The 15,057-nt window shown below is 51.5% G+C and carries 15 protein-coding genes; 6 read left to right on the top strand and 9 right to left on the bottom strand.

Going from position 1 to position 15,057, the window contains the following annotated elements:
- Window positions 1-22 precede the first annotated feature (22 nt).
- A complete protein-coding gene (groES, locus tag EPA93_RS30000; protein ID WP_129891053.1) occupies window positions 23-325 on the bottom strand; it encodes a co-chaperone GroES in 303 nt (100 codons plus the stop codon).
- A 596-nt stretch (window positions 326-921) separates the two neighbouring features.
- Here groES and EPA93_RS30005 point away from each other — a divergent pair.
- Window positions 922-3,039 carry a serine/threonine protein kinase gene (locus EPA93_RS30005; RefSeq protein ID WP_129891054.1) on the top strand — a complete coding sequence of 706 codons (2,118 nt, stop codon included), beginning with the start codon at window positions 922-924 and terminating at the stop codon, window positions 3,037-3,039.
- 22 nt (window positions 3,040-3,061) lie between these two features.
- Here EPA93_RS30005 and EPA93_RS30010 read toward each other — a convergent pair whose 3' ends face one another.
- From EPA93_RS30010 to EPA93_RS30025, 4 genes are all read right to left on the bottom strand, one after another.
- Window positions 3,062-3,727 carry a RecX family transcriptional regulator gene (locus EPA93_RS30010; protein WP_129891055.1) on the bottom strand — a complete coding sequence of 222 codons (666 nt, stop codon included), beginning with the start codon at window positions 3,725-3,727 and terminating at the stop codon, window positions 3,062-3,064.
- Between the two features lie 228 nt (window positions 3,728-3,955).
- The gene (panD, locus tag EPA93_RS30015; protein ID WP_129891056.1) at window positions 3,956-4,384 is read right to left on the bottom strand and encodes an aspartate 1-decarboxylase; all 429 of its coding nucleotides are present in this window, start codon (window positions 4,382-4,384) and stop codon (window positions 3,956-3,958) included.
- 296 nt (window positions 4,385-4,680) lie between these two features.
- On the bottom strand, window positions 4,681-4,947 hold the full coding sequence (locus EPA93_RS30020) for a hypothetical protein (RefSeq protein ID WP_129891057.1): 267 nt from the start codon (window positions 4,945-4,947) through the stop codon (window positions 4,681-4,683).
- A 260-nt stretch (window positions 4,948-5,207) separates the two neighbouring features.
- Window positions 5,208-5,774 (bottom strand): ribonuclease FAU-1 family protein, encoded by a 567-nt coding sequence (locus EPA93_RS30025; RefSeq protein WP_129891058.1) that lies wholly within the window; start codon window positions 5,772-5,774, stop codon window positions 5,208-5,210.
- Window positions 5,775-6,127: 353 nt separating this feature from the next.
- On the opposite strand from EPA93_RS30025, the gene EPA93_RS30030 reads away from it, so the two are divergent.
- From EPA93_RS30030 to EPA93_RS30040, 4 genes are all read left to right on the top strand, one after another.
- Window positions 6,128-7,129 carry a helix-turn-helix transcriptional regulator gene (locus EPA93_RS30030; protein ID WP_129891059.1) on the top strand — a complete coding sequence of 334 codons (1,002 nt, stop codon included), beginning with the start codon at window positions 6,128-6,130 and terminating at the stop codon, window positions 7,127-7,129.
- A gap of 184 nt (window positions 7,130-7,313) precedes the next feature.
- Window positions 7,314-7,733, top strand: a complete 420-nt coding sequence (locus EPA93_RS30035; RefSeq protein WP_129891060.1) for a response regulator — start codon at window positions 7,314-7,316, stop codon at window positions 7,731-7,733.
- 415 nt (window positions 7,734-8,148) lie between these two features.
- Complete coding sequence (locus EPA93_RS51075; RefSeq protein ID WP_165423488.1) at window positions 8,149-8,400, top strand: DUF5348 domain-containing protein; 252 nt, start codon at window positions 8,149-8,151, stop codon at window positions 8,398-8,400.
- Between the two features lie 9 nt (window positions 8,401-8,409).
- Entirely contained in the window at window positions 8,410-8,799 is a 390-nt protein-coding gene (locus EPA93_RS30040) for a response regulator (protein ID WP_129891061.1), read from the top strand.
- A 411-nt stretch (window positions 8,800-9,210) separates the two neighbouring features.
- Here EPA93_RS30040 and EPA93_RS30045 read toward each other — a convergent pair whose 3' ends face one another.
- Window positions 9,211-9,600 (bottom strand): PPOX class F420-dependent oxidoreductase, encoded by a 390-nt coding sequence (locus EPA93_RS30045; RefSeq protein ID WP_129891062.1) that lies wholly within the window; start codon window positions 9,598-9,600, stop codon window positions 9,211-9,213.
- Between the two features lie 190 nt (window positions 9,601-9,790).
- Here EPA93_RS30045 and EPA93_RS30050 point away from each other — a divergent pair, with 190 nt between their 5' ends.
- A complete protein-coding gene (locus EPA93_RS30050) occupies window positions 9,791-11,209 on the top strand; it encodes a class II fumarate hydratase (RefSeq protein WP_129891063.1) in 1,419 nt (472 codons plus the stop codon).
- 120 nt (window positions 11,210-11,329) lie between these two features.
- Here EPA93_RS30050 and EPA93_RS30055 read toward each other — a convergent pair whose 3' ends face one another.
- The 3 genes from EPA93_RS30055 to aspS form a co-directional block, all read right to left on the bottom strand.
- Window positions 11,330-12,250 carry an ABC transporter permease gene (locus EPA93_RS30055; protein WP_129891064.1) on the bottom strand — a complete coding sequence of 307 codons (921 nt, stop codon included), beginning with the start codon at window positions 12,248-12,250 and terminating at the stop codon, window positions 11,330-11,332.
- Window positions 12,250-13,215 (bottom strand): ABC transporter ATP-binding protein, encoded by a 966-nt coding sequence (locus EPA93_RS30060; protein ID WP_165423489.1) that lies wholly within the window; start codon window positions 13,213-13,215, stop codon window positions 12,250-12,252. Before EPA93_RS30060 ends, EPA93_RS30055 begins: the two co-directional genes overlap by 1 nt.
- A gap of 326 nt (window positions 13,216-13,541) precedes the next feature.
- Window positions 13,542-14,849 (bottom strand): aspartate--tRNA(Asn) ligase, encoded by a 1,308-nt coding sequence (gene aspS, locus EPA93_RS30065; RefSeq protein WP_129891066.1) that lies wholly within the window; start codon window positions 14,847-14,849, stop codon window positions 13,542-13,544.
- Between the last annotated feature and the right edge of the window lie 208 nt (window positions 14,850-15,057).

A 15,057-nucleotide genomic window follows, 5' to 3' on the forward strand; every position in this document is an offset into this window, starting at 1 on the left:
ATCTATGAAATTTTTTGATGTATTACTCTACAATGCCCATGACATCGCTTTCGCGGAGGATAAGATACTCTTCGCCGTCCAGCTTTATCTCTGTCCCGGCATACTTAGCAAACAGCACTTTCTGTCCAACCTGGACCTCTAGGCTTGTACGCTTCCCGTTGTCAAGTACCTTGCCTGGGCCTACTGCCAGCACTTCGCCCTCCTGGGGCTTCTCTTTGGCCGTATCTGGCAGTACGATACCGCTCTTCGTTACTGATTCGCGGGCTAACGCCTTGACTACCAGGCGGTCACCTAGTGGTCGCAGTTTTACACTCACTGTTGTCATGCTGCATTCCTGCCTTCCATAGTTTTTATGAAAAAGACTCGGGTGCGGGAAAAATATCCGCATTTCGCACAGAGATCGCTCTGTGTATGGCCTGACCGGGCAAGTCCATAAGCCAGGGAGAAAGGCTTCTGGCTGCTCAGTTCTCAGCGGCATGCTGCTGCCTGGCTAAGAACTGGCCAGCCCAGGCCGGCTTTTCGATTTAGCGAAATTCTTTGTATATAAGCTCGCAAGCTTGGCCTTGCGCCGATTATTAGCACTCTCAGGTGTAGAGTGCGAACCGGCTATATCATACACCATTAGAAGCTAGTGTGCAAGGGGAAAACATCAAGATGTTCTATTATGCTTGCGATAACGCTAGCACTTTGTGTTGCTCCTACCCTGAACTCTTCACTTCTGATCTTACAGGTGTTATACTGCACGTAGCATATAAGACATGTCAAATTTTTTCACTGTGTTTAAATATGCCCGCAACTATAACGGCTGTGTGCGGCATGTGTCGAGGTGGATGCCTATCCCTGGCGGGCTGATTTAATATATCTGTTGCATATGCGTCTGATTCTGTAGAGCATATTATTGATGGCTTATGAAGCAAGCGCATGAAAGAACAACACGGTCCTATCAAAGAGTCATATAATGTTAAGAGCGGCGGGCAAGGGCAAGCGCATTTTGGCAACTATGATCTGGTGCGCCGTATCGATGTTGGGGGGATGGGCGAGGTTTATCTCGCACGCCAACGTACGGCATTCGGTCGTGAAGTTGCGCTAAAGATCATGCGCTCTGACCTGGTTCATGATGCTGTGGCGCGCAAACGTTTCCTCCGCGAAGCCGAGGTGAGTGCTCATCTCAAGCATGAACATATTCTCCCCCTATTTGAGTTTGGAGAAGAGCAAGGTCGCCTGTTTCTTGTCACGCCTTACATTGAAGGGGGAACGCTTGCCAGGCGTCTCCAGAGCGGTGCCCTTGTGCTTTCGGAGGTTCACCAGCTCTTTTCGGCGCTGGTGAAGGCTGTAGCTTATATTCATAAGCGCGGGGTTATCCATCGAGACCTGAAGCCTAGCAATATCCTCCTCGATAGGGAAGAAGGCAGCGACCAGATCTATGTGCGCTTGATTGACTTCGGGATTGCCTCGATTCCCGGCGCGACAGTCAGCGCGCCGCTGACGCGAGCCGGCCATGAGATGGGCACCATTGCTTATATGGCTCCCGAACGCCTGGATGGCATAGCGGCGACGAGCAATGACATTTACTCGCTGGGCATTATCCTGTACCAGATGCTGACAGGCCACTTGCCCGAGCAAGGCGAGATGCTGCATCTTCCTCCCGCGCTGGATTATGTGGTAAAACGCTCTATCGCGCCTGACCCTGATGATCGTTTTGCCAGGGCCGATGAGCTATTGAAGGCTTTTGAGAGCGCCTATCGCTCCCTACTGACCTCGGCTCAGGCCGTCTCTCATACGGGTCCGCAGGCAACTAGAGCGCAGGTTGCTCCCAACCCTGACGATGACGACGATGATGACGCGCCAACCCCTCGCCGATTGCCAAGCATGGCAAATGGCCAGCAGACAAATCAGCAGAACAAAGCATTGCATACAGGCGTGATCGCGGCTCCTCATGTGCCGATCTTCAGCAGCGAGGATTATGATGCGCCTACAACGTTTATTGATCCCGAACAGGTAAATGCTAACGTCAAGCAGGTCAATCTTGCCGATGGCGGCGTGCTGATCACGACTACTCCTCACCGCCGCAAAGCCAGGAAGTCTCTGCTCGCTCTGATCCCGCTCTTAATTGCCGCCATACTGCTCGTGGCTTCGGGCTCGGCCTACTTTTTCTTCCAGGCCTCAATTGTAGCCAATGTGACCATGGCGCTCCAGGCCCGCGAGATCAGTAAAGTGATTACGATTAGCGCAAAGCCCGGCTTACAAAACGTTGACGCCAACGCTGCAGCAATCCCAGCCTATACCTTAAGCGCAAGCCGAACCCTCTCGAAGACGGGCCAGACTACAGGACGTCCATTTCTTTGCATCTTTGATTGTGAGCGCGTGGTCTCCTCAGATGATGTTTATAATCTGGGCATTGAGACCAAACAAAGCCTGATGTCGCAGCTGACCCAGGATATGAATGGACAACTGCAAGGCAAGGGCGCAACGATGCTCGGTAAGCCTACCTTTAACGATACCAATAGCTCGTTCGATCCGCAGGTTGGGAAGCGCAGTAATTCAGTGACTGTCACGCTAACTGAGCAAGGAAGCGTACAATATATCCTCAACAAGGATGCTCAGAACCTGGCCCGCCTCCTTCTCCAGCGCCAGGTCCAGCAGCAGTTAGGAACAAACTACACCTTGCTTAACCAGCTTACTCAAGTGGGCCAGCCGGTTCTGCAGAAAACTGGGAGCAACGGAAGCGCAACTATCGCCATCCCGGTTGGCGGCGTGGCCGAATATCAGATGTCGGACGCACAAATTAAGGCATTGCAGAATAATATCAAAGGCTTGAAGGTGCCGGATGCCGGGGCTGTGGCTCGTAAAGTAGCGGGCATAGATAGCAATTCTGTGGTTGTGCATGTCTCATATGGCGATACCATTCCTGGCAATGTGGGGCAGATCAAGATAAATCTGGTGAATCCTACCAACTTGCCAGCCGTCCACTTGCCGGCAGCACCTACACCGCCTCCAAGCGGAACTGCAGATAACAATAATAATGATAATGGGGATTGAGCATGGTATCTTTATGCCCGGGCTACAGCGGCTCTTGCTCGTCTTCCTGCGCGCGCTCACCCTTTAATTCTTCCCAGAGCGTGCGCACGGTCTGCGCGGCTATGCTATAGCTAAAGCCTCGCCTCTGCAAAAACGAGCCAAGGCGCGTGCGAAAGGCATTATAGTCTACGCCCGGGTTATTGATAAGCGAGAAGGCCTTTTTACGCCCACTGCGTAGAGCGCGCTCCTCGTCCTGCTCTTCATCCACGAGCTCATCAACAACTTCGCGTTCCACGCCCTTACTGCGCAGCTCTTGCCTGAGCGCACGGGCACCGCGCGGGCTAAAATGCTCACGTGTCTCCACCCAGAAAGAGGCAAATTCGTGATCGTTGACCAGATCCAGGTTATCCAATCTCTGTAAAACGCTCTCGATCAGTTCCGCCGGCGTCTCTTTACGGCGCAGATAGTTGCGCACCTCCTGGCGGCTACGTGGGCGCAGCGAGATGTAGTTAAAGGCCCGATCGACGGCCTGCTGTACATTCTCTTCCCACTGCAGCTGCTCAAGCTGAGCGTGGGAAATCTCCTGATCAAGCGAAAGGCCCATCTGAAGCACGATCAGGGCATGAGCGCCGAGCAAAAATTGTCCATCCACAAAGATATTAATTCGTTCGGGATTTCTTACCTGTGGCTGCAAAGCTGTAATTCGCATGTCGCTAGTAACTTTCTGTTAAGGCCTGCTTATGGAGAATCTTGAAGACGGACTTGTGTTCTATTTTCTTGACGTCACTCAGTATATCACTCGTGCCCGAGGATGACAACAGGCCAGGAAATGGGGAGAAATGGGAGCTGTGATGGAGAGACTTACAAACGTTTGGTAGGCAAGTGGCAAAGTAGCATTTCATTCAACCGCGCGGTCGAATGAAAGAACTACTCGAAGTTACGAATAAAGTACTTCAGTTTCAGGGTGCGCTTCGGCGCGAAAACCTGGTAACATTTCGTTAAGAGGCACTTCCTTCTTCTCAACTATGCAATTGTTCTCATCAACAAAGACGATATGCGGCACCAGGCTGCGAATCTCCTCATCAGTAAATTGCCCATAATTCATAATGATCACGATATCGCCCTCGGAGTTCAGGCGAGCCGCTGCTCCGTTCAGACAAATGACGCCAGAGCCGCGTTCTCCGGGAATGGTATAGGTTTCCAGACGAGAGCCGTTGGTCACATTGACTACTTGTACCATCTCGTAGGGATAGATATCGGCAGCCTCCAATAAATCCTGATCAATCGTAATGCTGCCTATGTAATTCAGGTTGGCCTCGGTAACTGTAGCGCGATGGATCTTGCCCTTACACATAGTACGTAGCATGAGGATGATAAACCCTTTCTTTAACAATATACTCAACGAGATACTAAGACAAGCGTCTTGCAGAATAAAGAAAAGAGGTACATAGCTATATAGTGCGATTCGCTAAGAAGGATCGCTTCTACAGAAATCCGCCCCTGGCCAGATTTCTGCCATTTTCTGCAAGCCCTGTATAGTGTTTCTCTCAGTAGAGAACAGTGGCTTCTGTTCCCCCCTTCCATTATATTAAACGATGCGCTGAAAGGATAGGAAACAGGCAAATGTCCTTAATGGAGTGGACAATAGTAACAGGTTGGCGTTTATTGGTCTGGCTGCTCTATTGTTGAAGCAGCATCCAGAGTCGCACACAGAGCCAGCGCATAGGCCTCAGCGGCGCTCTGGGAATCGTAGATAGCATCGCCTAACATCAGGCGATAATTGCATTTCCAGCGCCTTGCCGGCCAGGGAGCCAGGCGAATGAGTGTATAGGTAGGCGCATGTGCCTCAAGCGCCTCGCGCAGTGCTACCTCAGCAAAGTCGGTGATCCCATAATGGGTGAGCTGACTGCGTAGTTCTTCTGAAAGCATGAATTTAGCCTGCTTGTTACGATAGAGTTAGAGAACACGTGTTAGGTAATGTCCCTTCTATATCAGAAACCCGAAATCGGTTCGCAACGACAGCCCGCTGCATGATAGCTGATATAGAGGGGAAAATTTGCGTCCTCAACACTATATATCATCGCTCGCCAGGCTGCAATATTGGGCGCGGATAATCTCATGGGGATGGCAAGGACATATATCACATCTAGCTGGCGTAGGAAGATCTAGCTAGCCGCTAGCGAAGATCCTTACCTCAAGTGTGCATCATGCAAAATGGGGCCGATCTCTTCAGGACTCAGCCGTTCAAAATCAGTGCGTGGCAACTGACGCGGCAGGAGGGAGAATGGGCCTGTCCAGTTGCGGGCATGCTGTTCCAACCAGTCGAGCACTTCGAATGATTTCGCCCGCGACTGTTCAACGATTTCATAGCGCTGGGCGGCGCGATCAAACACCTCCTGGTCTTTTGTATAGACGCTATAGTCTTCACCCACCACAACATCAATGTAAAGATCAGTATAGATAAGCTCGCGCGCGCTACTGGTATAGCACGGGGTAGGTAGGACTACATCACAATAGACCCCGGCAAAGCTACCATCAGCAAAATAGTGGCAATGAAGTGTATACCAGGCCTGGAACCAGAAATAGGTGATCTGATGCTTCTCCGAGATCCAGGTCCCGGGTTTCCAGTGCATCTCTGTTCCGATAGGGGTCCAGATAGAGACATACTGCTCGCTGATCGGGAGCTGATAGCCTTGCCAGGCTCCCCACTGATCACCATTGACGAGCATTTTTCGCACGTCTGCCTTTAGCAACATTATGATGGTCCTTCCTGCAGATTAAACGCTTGATGCTGATACTATGGCCCGGCCTACAGTCTGGTATATATGTGGTGATTTCGGCTGCAGCAGAGCACTGCGGCACTCTAAGTTAGCGATAGTAAAGAAGACGTTAGCTAAACGCCTGGTTACGCGCACACCCTTCACTCAACAATTTTAACATATCTATAGGCAAACGGCTCGCTGCTCCCAGGCTACTAGCTCAGCCTCGCGCCAAAGGCAAGCAGAAATTTTACTCTATCCATGAGCTTTTGAGCTCCTTGCAGTTTGGAAGGGAGATACGTTACAATGAAGCTTGAATTTCCGTTCCTAAAAATAGTGGGAAGGCCAGAATGTATCACCCAACGACGCGCTTACTTACGATCCTGGAGCTCTTACAGACGCATCCACAATTGAGCGGAGAAGAGCTAGCGCGCCGTCTCGAAGTCGAGCCACGCAGCGTACGTCGCTATATTCAGATGTTGCAAGATATGGGCATGCCCATTGAGGGCACGCGCGGCCCCGGTGGCGGCTATCGCCTCCGTCCAGGCTTTAAATTGCCTCCACTCCTGTTTACAGAGGATGAAGCCACAGCTATAGTGCTCGGGCTGCTCGGAACACCCTGGCTGGGTGTCGATATCTCATCGGTAGCTATCGAAGGGGCGCTGGCTAAAGTCTATCGTGTGCTCCCGCTGCGCGGGCGCGAGCGCCTGCAGGCCATCTCTACCTATCAGGTTCTGCCAGTGGGCTGGCAGGAGATACGGCCAGAGGCCAGTTTGCTGGTTGATCTAAGCGAGGCCGTCCAGAGCTCTCAGCGCGTGGCTATCGAATATTGCTCGCACCACAACAAAGTCACTCGACGACGCGTTGAACCATATGGCGTTGCAGGGCATAAAGGGCTCTGGTATTTAGTCGCCCATTGCTGTCTGCGCAACGCACCACGCCTGTTTCGCCTTGACCGCATCCGCAGCGTCGAACTCCTTGCAGAGACGTTTAGCAAAGACGCAAGCTTTGATTATCAGGCTTATGCCTTCAAGAGTCTGGCAACTATTCCAGCTCGCTGGCAAATCGAAGTCGAGTTTGAGGCAGAACTCTATGTTGTGCAGCAGAAAATTCCGTCCTCACACGGTGAAATAAGCGTAACGCCTACTGGCACACTGTTCCGGACCCATCACGACCATTTGCCCACTATGGCCCGCTTTCTCATGGGACTGAATTTGCCTTTTATCGTTAAGCGTCCACCAGAACTACGCGACGCACTCTTAGAACTAGCACAGGAGATAATACAGTTTGCAACGGCTAGCAGGAGAAGCATAGACGCAATGCCGGCAGCGCTTGAGGCCGACCAAAGATAGCTCTTGCTTGCTTTTCCTATCTTCAGGCTTCACTCATTGCCGATTATTTAAAGTATCCAGTTTTCCAGGTCTCAAAGGCGCCCAGAAGAGCTTTGAGCATGCTATAATAGCGGTGGAAGAATGAACTATCATTCTTCTACCGGGCTGTTAACTTGTGAATCTTGTGAGAAAGGAGGGAGAGGAAGTGGAAAACCAGCGACCAGATCAGGTCAACGCTGCCGGAAACAATAGTACAAAGGGCATCCTGCTTGTCGAGGATGATCCGAGTAATGCTGAAATGCTCAGTCTCTTGCTACAATCGGAGACACCTTACCGCATCTTGACGCTTCCCAGCGGGGATGAGGTTTTGCGCAGTATTGATGAAGTAAAATCTTTTCAGCCTGCCCTATTTCTTTTTGACTACCATCTACCCAAAATGAATGGGCTGGAATTGTATGACCAACTTCACACTACTGAAGGCCTGGAACATGTGCCAGCGCTCTTTACTTCGGCAGCTTTACTGGAAGGGATCAGTGACGAGATATCCGGACGAGGCCTCAAACTGCTCTATAAGCCATTTGAGCTTGATGAATTTCTGCAAGCTGTAAGAGATGCCATGCACTAAGCCAAGTCTGCACTCCCATTGCCCTTGATCACTTTCTTCTCTTCTCAATCAGATTGGGTAGAGAAACTGGGAAGTAGCTTACTTCCCCGCCTTCATCCCTTCTTCTATCATTGTGTGGGATGAAAGCGTAGCAGCAATTTCGATCTCTACCGAAATTATAGTCACAAAGCCTCAAGAAACTCTTAATTTTCCCGCAGAATGGCCAGCTTCAACAAACTATTCCGCCAACATACCCTTCCTCCATATGCTTCCAGGCGAGCCCAGGCCCTCTGGCCTGACGCGTCCTCTGTGTTTTCTTGTCAAGCACTTTAAGGCTTATTTTGTTCTCTGTCGAAACTCTTAGCCGCTCCGCTACGTGTTAAACAAGAAACCGGGAATCTCCCCTAGAAATGCAGAGGCTGGGAATGAGTTCGATATGGCAGAGGGAAAGCTTGTATATGATCAGCAACGAGCGCACTTAATGCTACACGGATCTCCTCTTCAAGCTGAAGATCTGATTGAACTATATATTTTAGGTCACTGGGTCCCGGGAAGAGTGTATAAAGATGTATCCGGCTGGTATATCGTTACATCTGCTCAGGTGGGGTTGCGACTTCAAGAAGGATTACTTGCCCGTTTCCCCGAAGCTTCCTCGCCTGCTACTCTCCCAGGTAAAAAAACAATATGAGGTGGAATTATGGCAGAATCTGGTAACGCCGAGGATAGAAAACTTGTGCTGCTGGTAGAAGATGATGGAGCTCATGCGTCAATGCTTTACCAGATACTCAAACAGGAAACTCCTTACCATGTGTATTATACGGCGGATGGGCACACGGCCTGGAATTTTCTTCAGCACGTAAGGCCGCATTTGTTGCTTCTCGATTACCGTTTGCCTCGGCTAAACGGACTGGAATTGTACGATCGGGTTCGTGCTCACAAGGAGCTTCACAACATCCCAGTCCTGATGGTAAGCGCAGCGCTACCAGAGCAGGAGGCACGGCAAAGAGGGGTTGCCTATCTCAAGAAGCCCTTTGAGTTAGATCAACTTCTTAATACCGTAAACAGGCTTATAGAATCTTCCTGTTGATCTTACACAAGATAAGAGATTCCGTAAGGGACATCTTCCTGCAAAGTTCCCTTGAGCTAATCTAACTGTAAAGAATGCAAGAGAATAGAGCCTAAAATTTCTCATATCCATGCAAATTTACATGGATATGCTATTGTTTGCTCTTTGCAAGCTGCCAAATAGATTTTTTCCAATTCCAGCCCACCTCTCCCACGCTTGAAATATCAGTAACCGAGATAAAGATTGTCGTGCTCCAGAGGCAAAGCAAGGGCATGAACCATCCCGTATTTTTTAGGGCTGCCACTGATGGTACACGCGTGGGCAGAGAGAACGGGGCCAGCCTGGAATGAGGCCTATCGCGTTCCTAAGGCTTAGCCCCTACCATGCCTACAAAAATTTATTGGGATGACTCATAGTCCAAAGTTTGACGAATTAAAGATTCTGGCCAACGACATGCTGGACCTTAACATAGAGAATTACGCGCGGGTCGCCAGGATTGCGTATGGGAGAGCCATAATGCTCAGCCAGCGTATTGAAAAAGGCTCCTGCAGGATCTTCTTCGACGCGCTCAACTACCCCACGAAACTCGGCATGAGTGTAGGGATCATCCGGGTCGTTGATGGAGATCGCCACCCGTGGATCGCGCTGAATGTTTTGATATTTCTTGCGCCTAGAGGTATGGGTGAACTTGATGTACTCGCCATCCCAGAGAAACCACATTGGCGAAGATTCAGGCGCTCCCGTGGAGTCAACAGTCGCCAGATGGGCAAAAGCTTTTGAATGCAGGATCTTTTGGACCTTTGGGTTTTGCAAGTCTGCCATAAATATACCTTTCTATATAAAACAGCTCTGTAGAGCTATGATAGCCAAGATGCTATTTTACGAAACATACCGCCTCTCCTATTTTATTCCTGACCTCGAAAGAAATCTCACCTGCTCAATGGTATCAGGCGTAGTGGAGCTATAGTGATATAATAGCAGCGTAAACCAAGCTCAAAGAGGAGAGGATTTCATGAGTAGTATAGAAGAGACCCGTATTGAACGCGATTCAATGGGAGAGATGCAAGTTCCCATAAATGCATATTATGGAGCCAGCACCCAGCGTGCTGTCCTGAATTTTCCCATCAGTGACCTGCGTTTTCCGCGCCAGTTTATCCGCGCCCTTGGCCAAATAAAGCAGGTTGCGGCCCAGACTAACAAGGAGTTGGAGACCGTTGACGCCCACATTGCCGATGCGATTGTGCAGGCGGCCCAGGAAGTCATTGATGGCAAGCTAGATAGCCATTTTGTGCTTGATATTTTTCAGACCGGTTCAGGCACCTCGACCAACATGAATGCCAATGAGGTGATTGCAAATCGGGCTAGCGAGCTATTGGGGGGAGCACGCGGCTCACGCAAAGTTCACCCCAACGACCACGTAAACTTTGGCCAATCCTCAAACGATGTTATCCCCACAGCGATTCACCTGGCGGCCCTGGTCAGCATAGAACACGATCTGATCCCCGCCCTGCAAGGCTTGCAGCAGACCCTCAAGCAAAAGAGCGAAGAGTTTATGCCAGTGGTAAAGACCGGGCGTACCCATCTTCAGGACGCGACCCCCATTCGCCTTGGCCAGGAGTTCCTTGGCTATGCCGGACAGATCGAGCGGGGCATCGCACGTATACGCCATGCGCAGAGCGAGCTCTCGGAGGTCGCCCTGGGCGGCACAGCCGTTGGGACCGGCGTTAATACGCATCCCGAATTTTCCGCCCGCGTCTGCCAACGCCTCTCGCAGACCAACGGCGTCGCAGTCAGCGAAACAAGCAATCATTTCCAGGCTCAGAGCACGCTTGATAACGTCGTCGAGGCAAGTGGCGCGCTCAACACCCTGGCCGTGAGCTTGATGAAGATTGCCAACGATATTCGCTGGCTTGGTTCGGGTCCACGGGCAGGCATTGGCGAGCTCGAACTGCCGGCAGTGCAGCCAGGAAGCTCAATTATGCCCGGAAAAGTCAATCCGGTTATCGCCGAATCGGTCTGTATGGTATGTGCTCAGGTAATTGGCAATCATACAACGATTACCGTGGCCGGTCAGGCCGGTAATTTTGAGATCAACGTCATGATGCCGGTTTCTGCATATAACCTCTTGCAATCAGTCAGCCTGCTGGCCGCCTCGGCCCGTAACTTCAACGAGCAATGCCTCAAGGGCATCAAGGCCACCAGCAAAGGACCCGAGATGGTCGAGCGCGGCCTGGCGATCTGCACCTCACTGGCGCCCGTCATTGGCTATGATGCGGCTGCCGCCATCTCGAAAGAGGCCCACCGTACAGGCAAAACTGTGCGCGAAGTTGCGCGCGAAAAGACCTCGCTATCCGAGGAAGAGTTACAGCGCATCCTCGATCCGGCAAGCATGACAAAACCAGGTCTGGAAGGCGGTCCCGCGGGAGGATAAAACTCACATCGGCATAAGGCAGGACAGGGCTTCCCAATACTGCTGGGAAACCCTGTCATCGTGAGTACGTTGAAGAGAAAAACCACACACTCTATCGTTGCCTCAGCACACGAAGAGATATTATTCTTTTACGTCGCGCAGTTGCGTTACTATTACTGCCACAGCGCCTAAAGCAAGGCCATACGCCAGCGCCACTAAGAGCGTATGCGAGGGCGACACATTCATGAGCAGGGGAGCACCTAAGGCCACTTTGAGCGGCGTGCTCCCTGGTTCCAGAATCGCCGCCATGCTATTGAGATTCGGCCCCAATAAATAGGTTGAGGGCACAAGCCAGAATTTATTGCCCGTCGCCGATGCTAGAATCTGCAAAATCAAGTTAAGCATATTGTCGGCAGGAAACCAGCTTAGCGAGGCGCTTAGCCCGATGACCAATGAGCGCGTTACCGCGTTACAGGCTGTCGCGACAAGGATGGTCACGCTCATGCTAATAAGCACGGTCAGGGCATAGATGCCAGTCGTAGACCAGAAGGCGCTATCAAGGACATTGAGCACGCCAGGATTACCAGTAATCATGCTGGCAACGAAGCAGGTAATCACAAAATTGAGCAGAAGGATGCAGACGAAAACACCAAGGGCGATGAGCGCGATTGCCGACACTTTAGCCATAAGCAGGCGCACTCTGCCTACCCCACGGGCCAGCAAGATGCGAATAGTCCCCAACTGATATTCCTGCCCAATCACATAAGAAGTCAGGATCAGCAAAAAGATGCCAACAAAGACACGCGCGATCGCTAGAGTCAATATCGACTCGCCATAAAACAGCGTCAAAGGCTGGGCCTTCATTTCGTTCCACAGTCGCTCGCCAGCTACAAGCGGCAAGAACGCGGCCAGCGCCGTTCCCCCGATGAGAAAGAAGAGCATGACCCAGATAATGAGCTGACGCGAGATCTTGAAAAGTTCGCCGCGCACAACGCTCAGGAAGCCTGGCACCACATTTTTGCAATCGATATCATCGTAAGTTGCCACCGCACTACCAATCATTACATACCTCCCGAGCGCGTAAGCCTTAAGAAAATCTGCTCTAAATCATGCGTCACCGGGGTTAGCGAATCGGGCACAAAGCCAGCTTCGACAAGAAAACGATTGAGGTCGCGCCCGCGCTCGCCGGGTCCCGCCGTGATCAGCGCGCCACTACTATCAAGATGTGCACTTTTGCCCCAGGACTGCTGTTGAAGCAAGCTCAAAGCCGCTCGCGCTTGCTCCAGGACCACTCTGTACTCTCCCCGACCACTCAGCAGAGCCTCAACAGTTGTCTCTTTGACGAGATAGCCCTGCCGCACAATCGCCACTCGCGTACACATGTGTTGCACCTCGGCAAGCAAATGGCTCGAAACGAGAACTGTCTTATGCTGAGCGCTGAGCCGCTGCATGAGCTCACGCATCTCTACAATGCCCGCCGGGTCCAGCCCATTGGCCGGCTCGTCTAACACAAGCAGCTCTGGATCATGCAGCAGAGCCATGGCAAGGCCCAGGCGCTGTTTCATACCCAGCGAATACGTATGCGCTCGGTCCTTGTAGCATCCGCGCAAGCCTACTAACTCTAGCACCTCGTCTATACGCTTCTCAGTGATGCCCCCCACCACGGAGGCAATCGAGCGCAGATTATCGCGTCCCGACATATAGGGATAGAGCGCTGGCGCCTCTACAAGCGCGCCAACATGGGGCAGGATTTGCGTACTATGGCTGGCAAGATCATATCCAAAGATCTCTACGCTCCCCGAGCTGGGCTTAACAAGCCCCAACAACATGCGAATAGTAGTAGTTTTGCCAGCTCCATTGGGTCCCAGAAAGCCAAAGATATCTCCCCGCATGATTTCAAGATTCAGGTTGTTTACTACAAAGCGCGTTCCATATTGCTTGGAAAGATGATGAGTCCTTACAACTACTTCGTCCGAACATGGCGTAGAGCTGCGCTGAGCTGGCATTGTAGCTGATGTGAATACCATGGCTTCTAGCAGTATCCTTTCGTTGCGCATAGCCTGCGGGAATATTCTCTACTATTGCGCGCTAAAAAGACAGGGCAAATAGATTAGCTATTTTTTTATTGCTCTGCACTTTTTTTCAATATAGATCTATTCTGTCTCATGGGTATCATATATTTGTCGCAAATTTGTCGCAAAGCATAGTGAAAACATACATAACAAAAGATAAATATACCACATAAAGCGAGGGAGAGAGCAAGGATACGGATATCCTGCCCTCCCTTATTTCCCAGTTTTCAAGGCTCAAGGCATATGAAGCCTGAAAGCAGAGAAGCCCAAAGCGCAGCGGCTCAGGGTTTAAGCCTGCTAATATCGCGCGGAAAGGTCGCGGCCAGCTTGACATTGGGTAAGCCAATGAGTTGCATCAACAAGCGTTCAAGGCCAATGGCAAAGCCGCCGTGAGGTGGCATACCAAATTTAAAAGCCTCAAGGTATTCCGCAAAGGGCTCCAATGATAGCCCGGCCCGCTGGAGAGCTGCCACATAGTCCTCGTAGCGATGCAGACGCTGACCTCCCGTAACCAGCTCGGTGCCGCGGAAGATCAGGTCAAACGAGTTTGAATATTCGGACCTTTCCAGCTCGGGATGCGTATAGAACGGCCGCTTGCGCATGGGATAGCCGGCCACATACAGGAAATCGCTGCCAAATTCCTGCTGGGCCCAGGCGCCGAGCCAGCGTTCGTCCTGTGGGGACAGGTCGGGCTCGCCGCGCACATCCACGTGATGAAGTTTAAAAATGAGCTCCTGGGCCTGGGCAAAATGGATAGCCGGGATCTCAGGCGGAACGGCGGGCATGCGCACCTGCAAAAGCTCTAGCTCCTCGCCATAATTCTGGGTAAAGGTGGCAAGAATATGAGCCAGCACATCGCGCAAGAGGGCCATCACTGTAAAATGGTTTTCGATAAAACCGAACTCCGCATCAAGGCTCACGTACTCATTGAGATGGCGTGCAGTATCGTGAGGCTCGGCCCGAAAGACAGGTCCTACTTCAAAGACGCGCTCAAAAACCCCGACCATGATCTGTTTGTAAAGCTGCGGGCTCTGAGCCAGGAAAGCGGGACGGCCAAAGTAGTCAAGCTTAAAAACGTTGGCTCCGCTCTCGGTAGCTGCCGCCACAAGTTTGGGCGTTTGGATCTCAGTAAAGCCTCTAGAGGTAAGCAAATCCCGAAAGGCGCCCATTGCTCCGGCGGCAAGGCGTTGAATAGCTCTACGCGTAGGATGACGGTTTGTCACGACAGCATGATCAAGCAAAGTGTCAACGTTGGCCTTAAGCTTTCTTTTACTTAGCGTGATAGCAGGTGGCTCGCTTATGGGCACAACGACTTCGATCCGCAGGTCATGGAGCTCAACGCCTCCCGGGGCCTGGGCCTCACTGTTGACAATACCCTCAACGGCAATCACGCTTTCGACTCCCGCATTTTGCTCAAGCAGCGGGGCCAGCTCCGCCTCCTGTTCGGCCACGGCTTGCATAGTGCCCCAACCGTCACGAATCACAAGAAATGTGATCCCACCCAGGCGACGCAACGAATGCAGCCAGCCGGAGACGCGAATGCGCTCGCCAACATGGTTTTTTACCTCTGTAGTAATTATGCGTTCCATGAATAAACAGCTCCTCACATCATAATGCGCTTTGCAGGCTTGCCCGACAATCAGTGAGGAAGTACACCCGGCAAGCCCGTCGCACATGCGGATGTTAGGTGTCTTCCTCGCGGTCGTTATCGTCTCCATCGTTATCCATAAGCGCCTCCTGCAGCACATAACAAAAAACCCTCATCCTCCCTGGAGGACGAGGGCAAAACTGCCTTAT

This window comes from Ktedonosporobacter rubrisoli (assembly GCF_004208415.1).
Taxonomy (GTDB): domain Bacteria; phylum Chloroflexota; class Ktedonobacteria; order Ktedonobacterales; family Ktedonobacteraceae; genus Ktedonosporobacter; species Ktedonosporobacter rubrisoli.

What these genes read in the sequence shown, in the direction of transcription:
- EPA93_RS30025 (WP_129891058.1), bottom strand. Translation starts at nt 5,774, where the DNA reads ATGTTGCTAAAGGCAGACGTGCGAAAAATGCTCGTCAATGGTGATCAG.
- EPA93_RS30045 (WP_129891062.1), bottom strand. Translation starts at nt 9,600, where the DNA reads ATGGCAGACTTGCAAAACCCAAAGGTCCAAAAGATCCTGCATTCAAAA.
- EPA93_RS30055 (WP_129891064.1), bottom strand. Translation starts at nt 12,250, where the DNA reads ATGATTGGTAGTGCGGTGGCAACTTACGATGATATCGATTGCAAAAAT.
- EPA93_RS51075 (WP_165423488.1), top strand. Translation starts at nt 8,149, where the DNA reads ATGGCAGAGGGAAAGCTTGTATATGATCAGCAACGAGCGCACTTAATG.
- EPA93_RS30010 (WP_129891055.1), bottom strand. Translation starts at nt 3,727, where the DNA reads ATGCGAATTACAGCTTTGCAGCCACAGGTAAGAAATCCCGAACGAATT.
- panD (WP_129891056.1), bottom strand. Translation starts at nt 4,384, where the DNA reads ATGCTACGTACTATGTGTAAGGGCAAGATCCATCGCGCTACAGTTACC.
- EPA93_RS30040 (WP_129891061.1), top strand. Translation starts at nt 8,410, where the DNA reads ATGGCAGAATCTGGTAACGCCGAGGATAGAAAACTTGTGCTGCTGGTA.
- EPA93_RS30020 (WP_129891057.1), bottom strand. Translation starts at nt 4,947, where the DNA reads ATGCTTTCAGAAGAACTACGCAGTCAGCTCACCCATTATGGGATCACC.
- aspS (WP_129891066.1), bottom strand. Translation starts at nt 14,849, where the DNA reads ATGGAACGCATAATTACTACAGAGGTAAAAAACCATGTTGGCGAGCGC.
- EPA93_RS30050 (WP_129891063.1), top strand. Translation starts at nt 9,791, where the DNA reads ATGAGTAGTATAGAAGAGACCCGTATTGAACGCGATTCAATGGGAGAG.
- EPA93_RS30005 (WP_129891054.1), top strand. Translation starts at nt 922, where the DNA reads ATGAAAGAACAACACGGTCCTATCAAAGAGTCATATAATGTTAAGAGC.
- EPA93_RS30060 (WP_165423489.1), bottom strand. Translation starts at nt 13,215, where the DNA reads ATGGTATTCACATCAGCTACAATGCCAGCTCAGCGCAGCTCTACGCCA.
- groES (WP_129891053.1), bottom strand. Translation starts at nt 325, where the DNA reads ATGACAACAGTGAGTGTAAAACTGCGACCACTAGGTGACCGCCTGGTA.
- EPA93_RS30030 (WP_129891059.1), top strand. Translation starts at nt 6,128, where the DNA reads ATGTATCACCCAACGACGCGCTTACTTACGATCCTGGAGCTCTTACAG.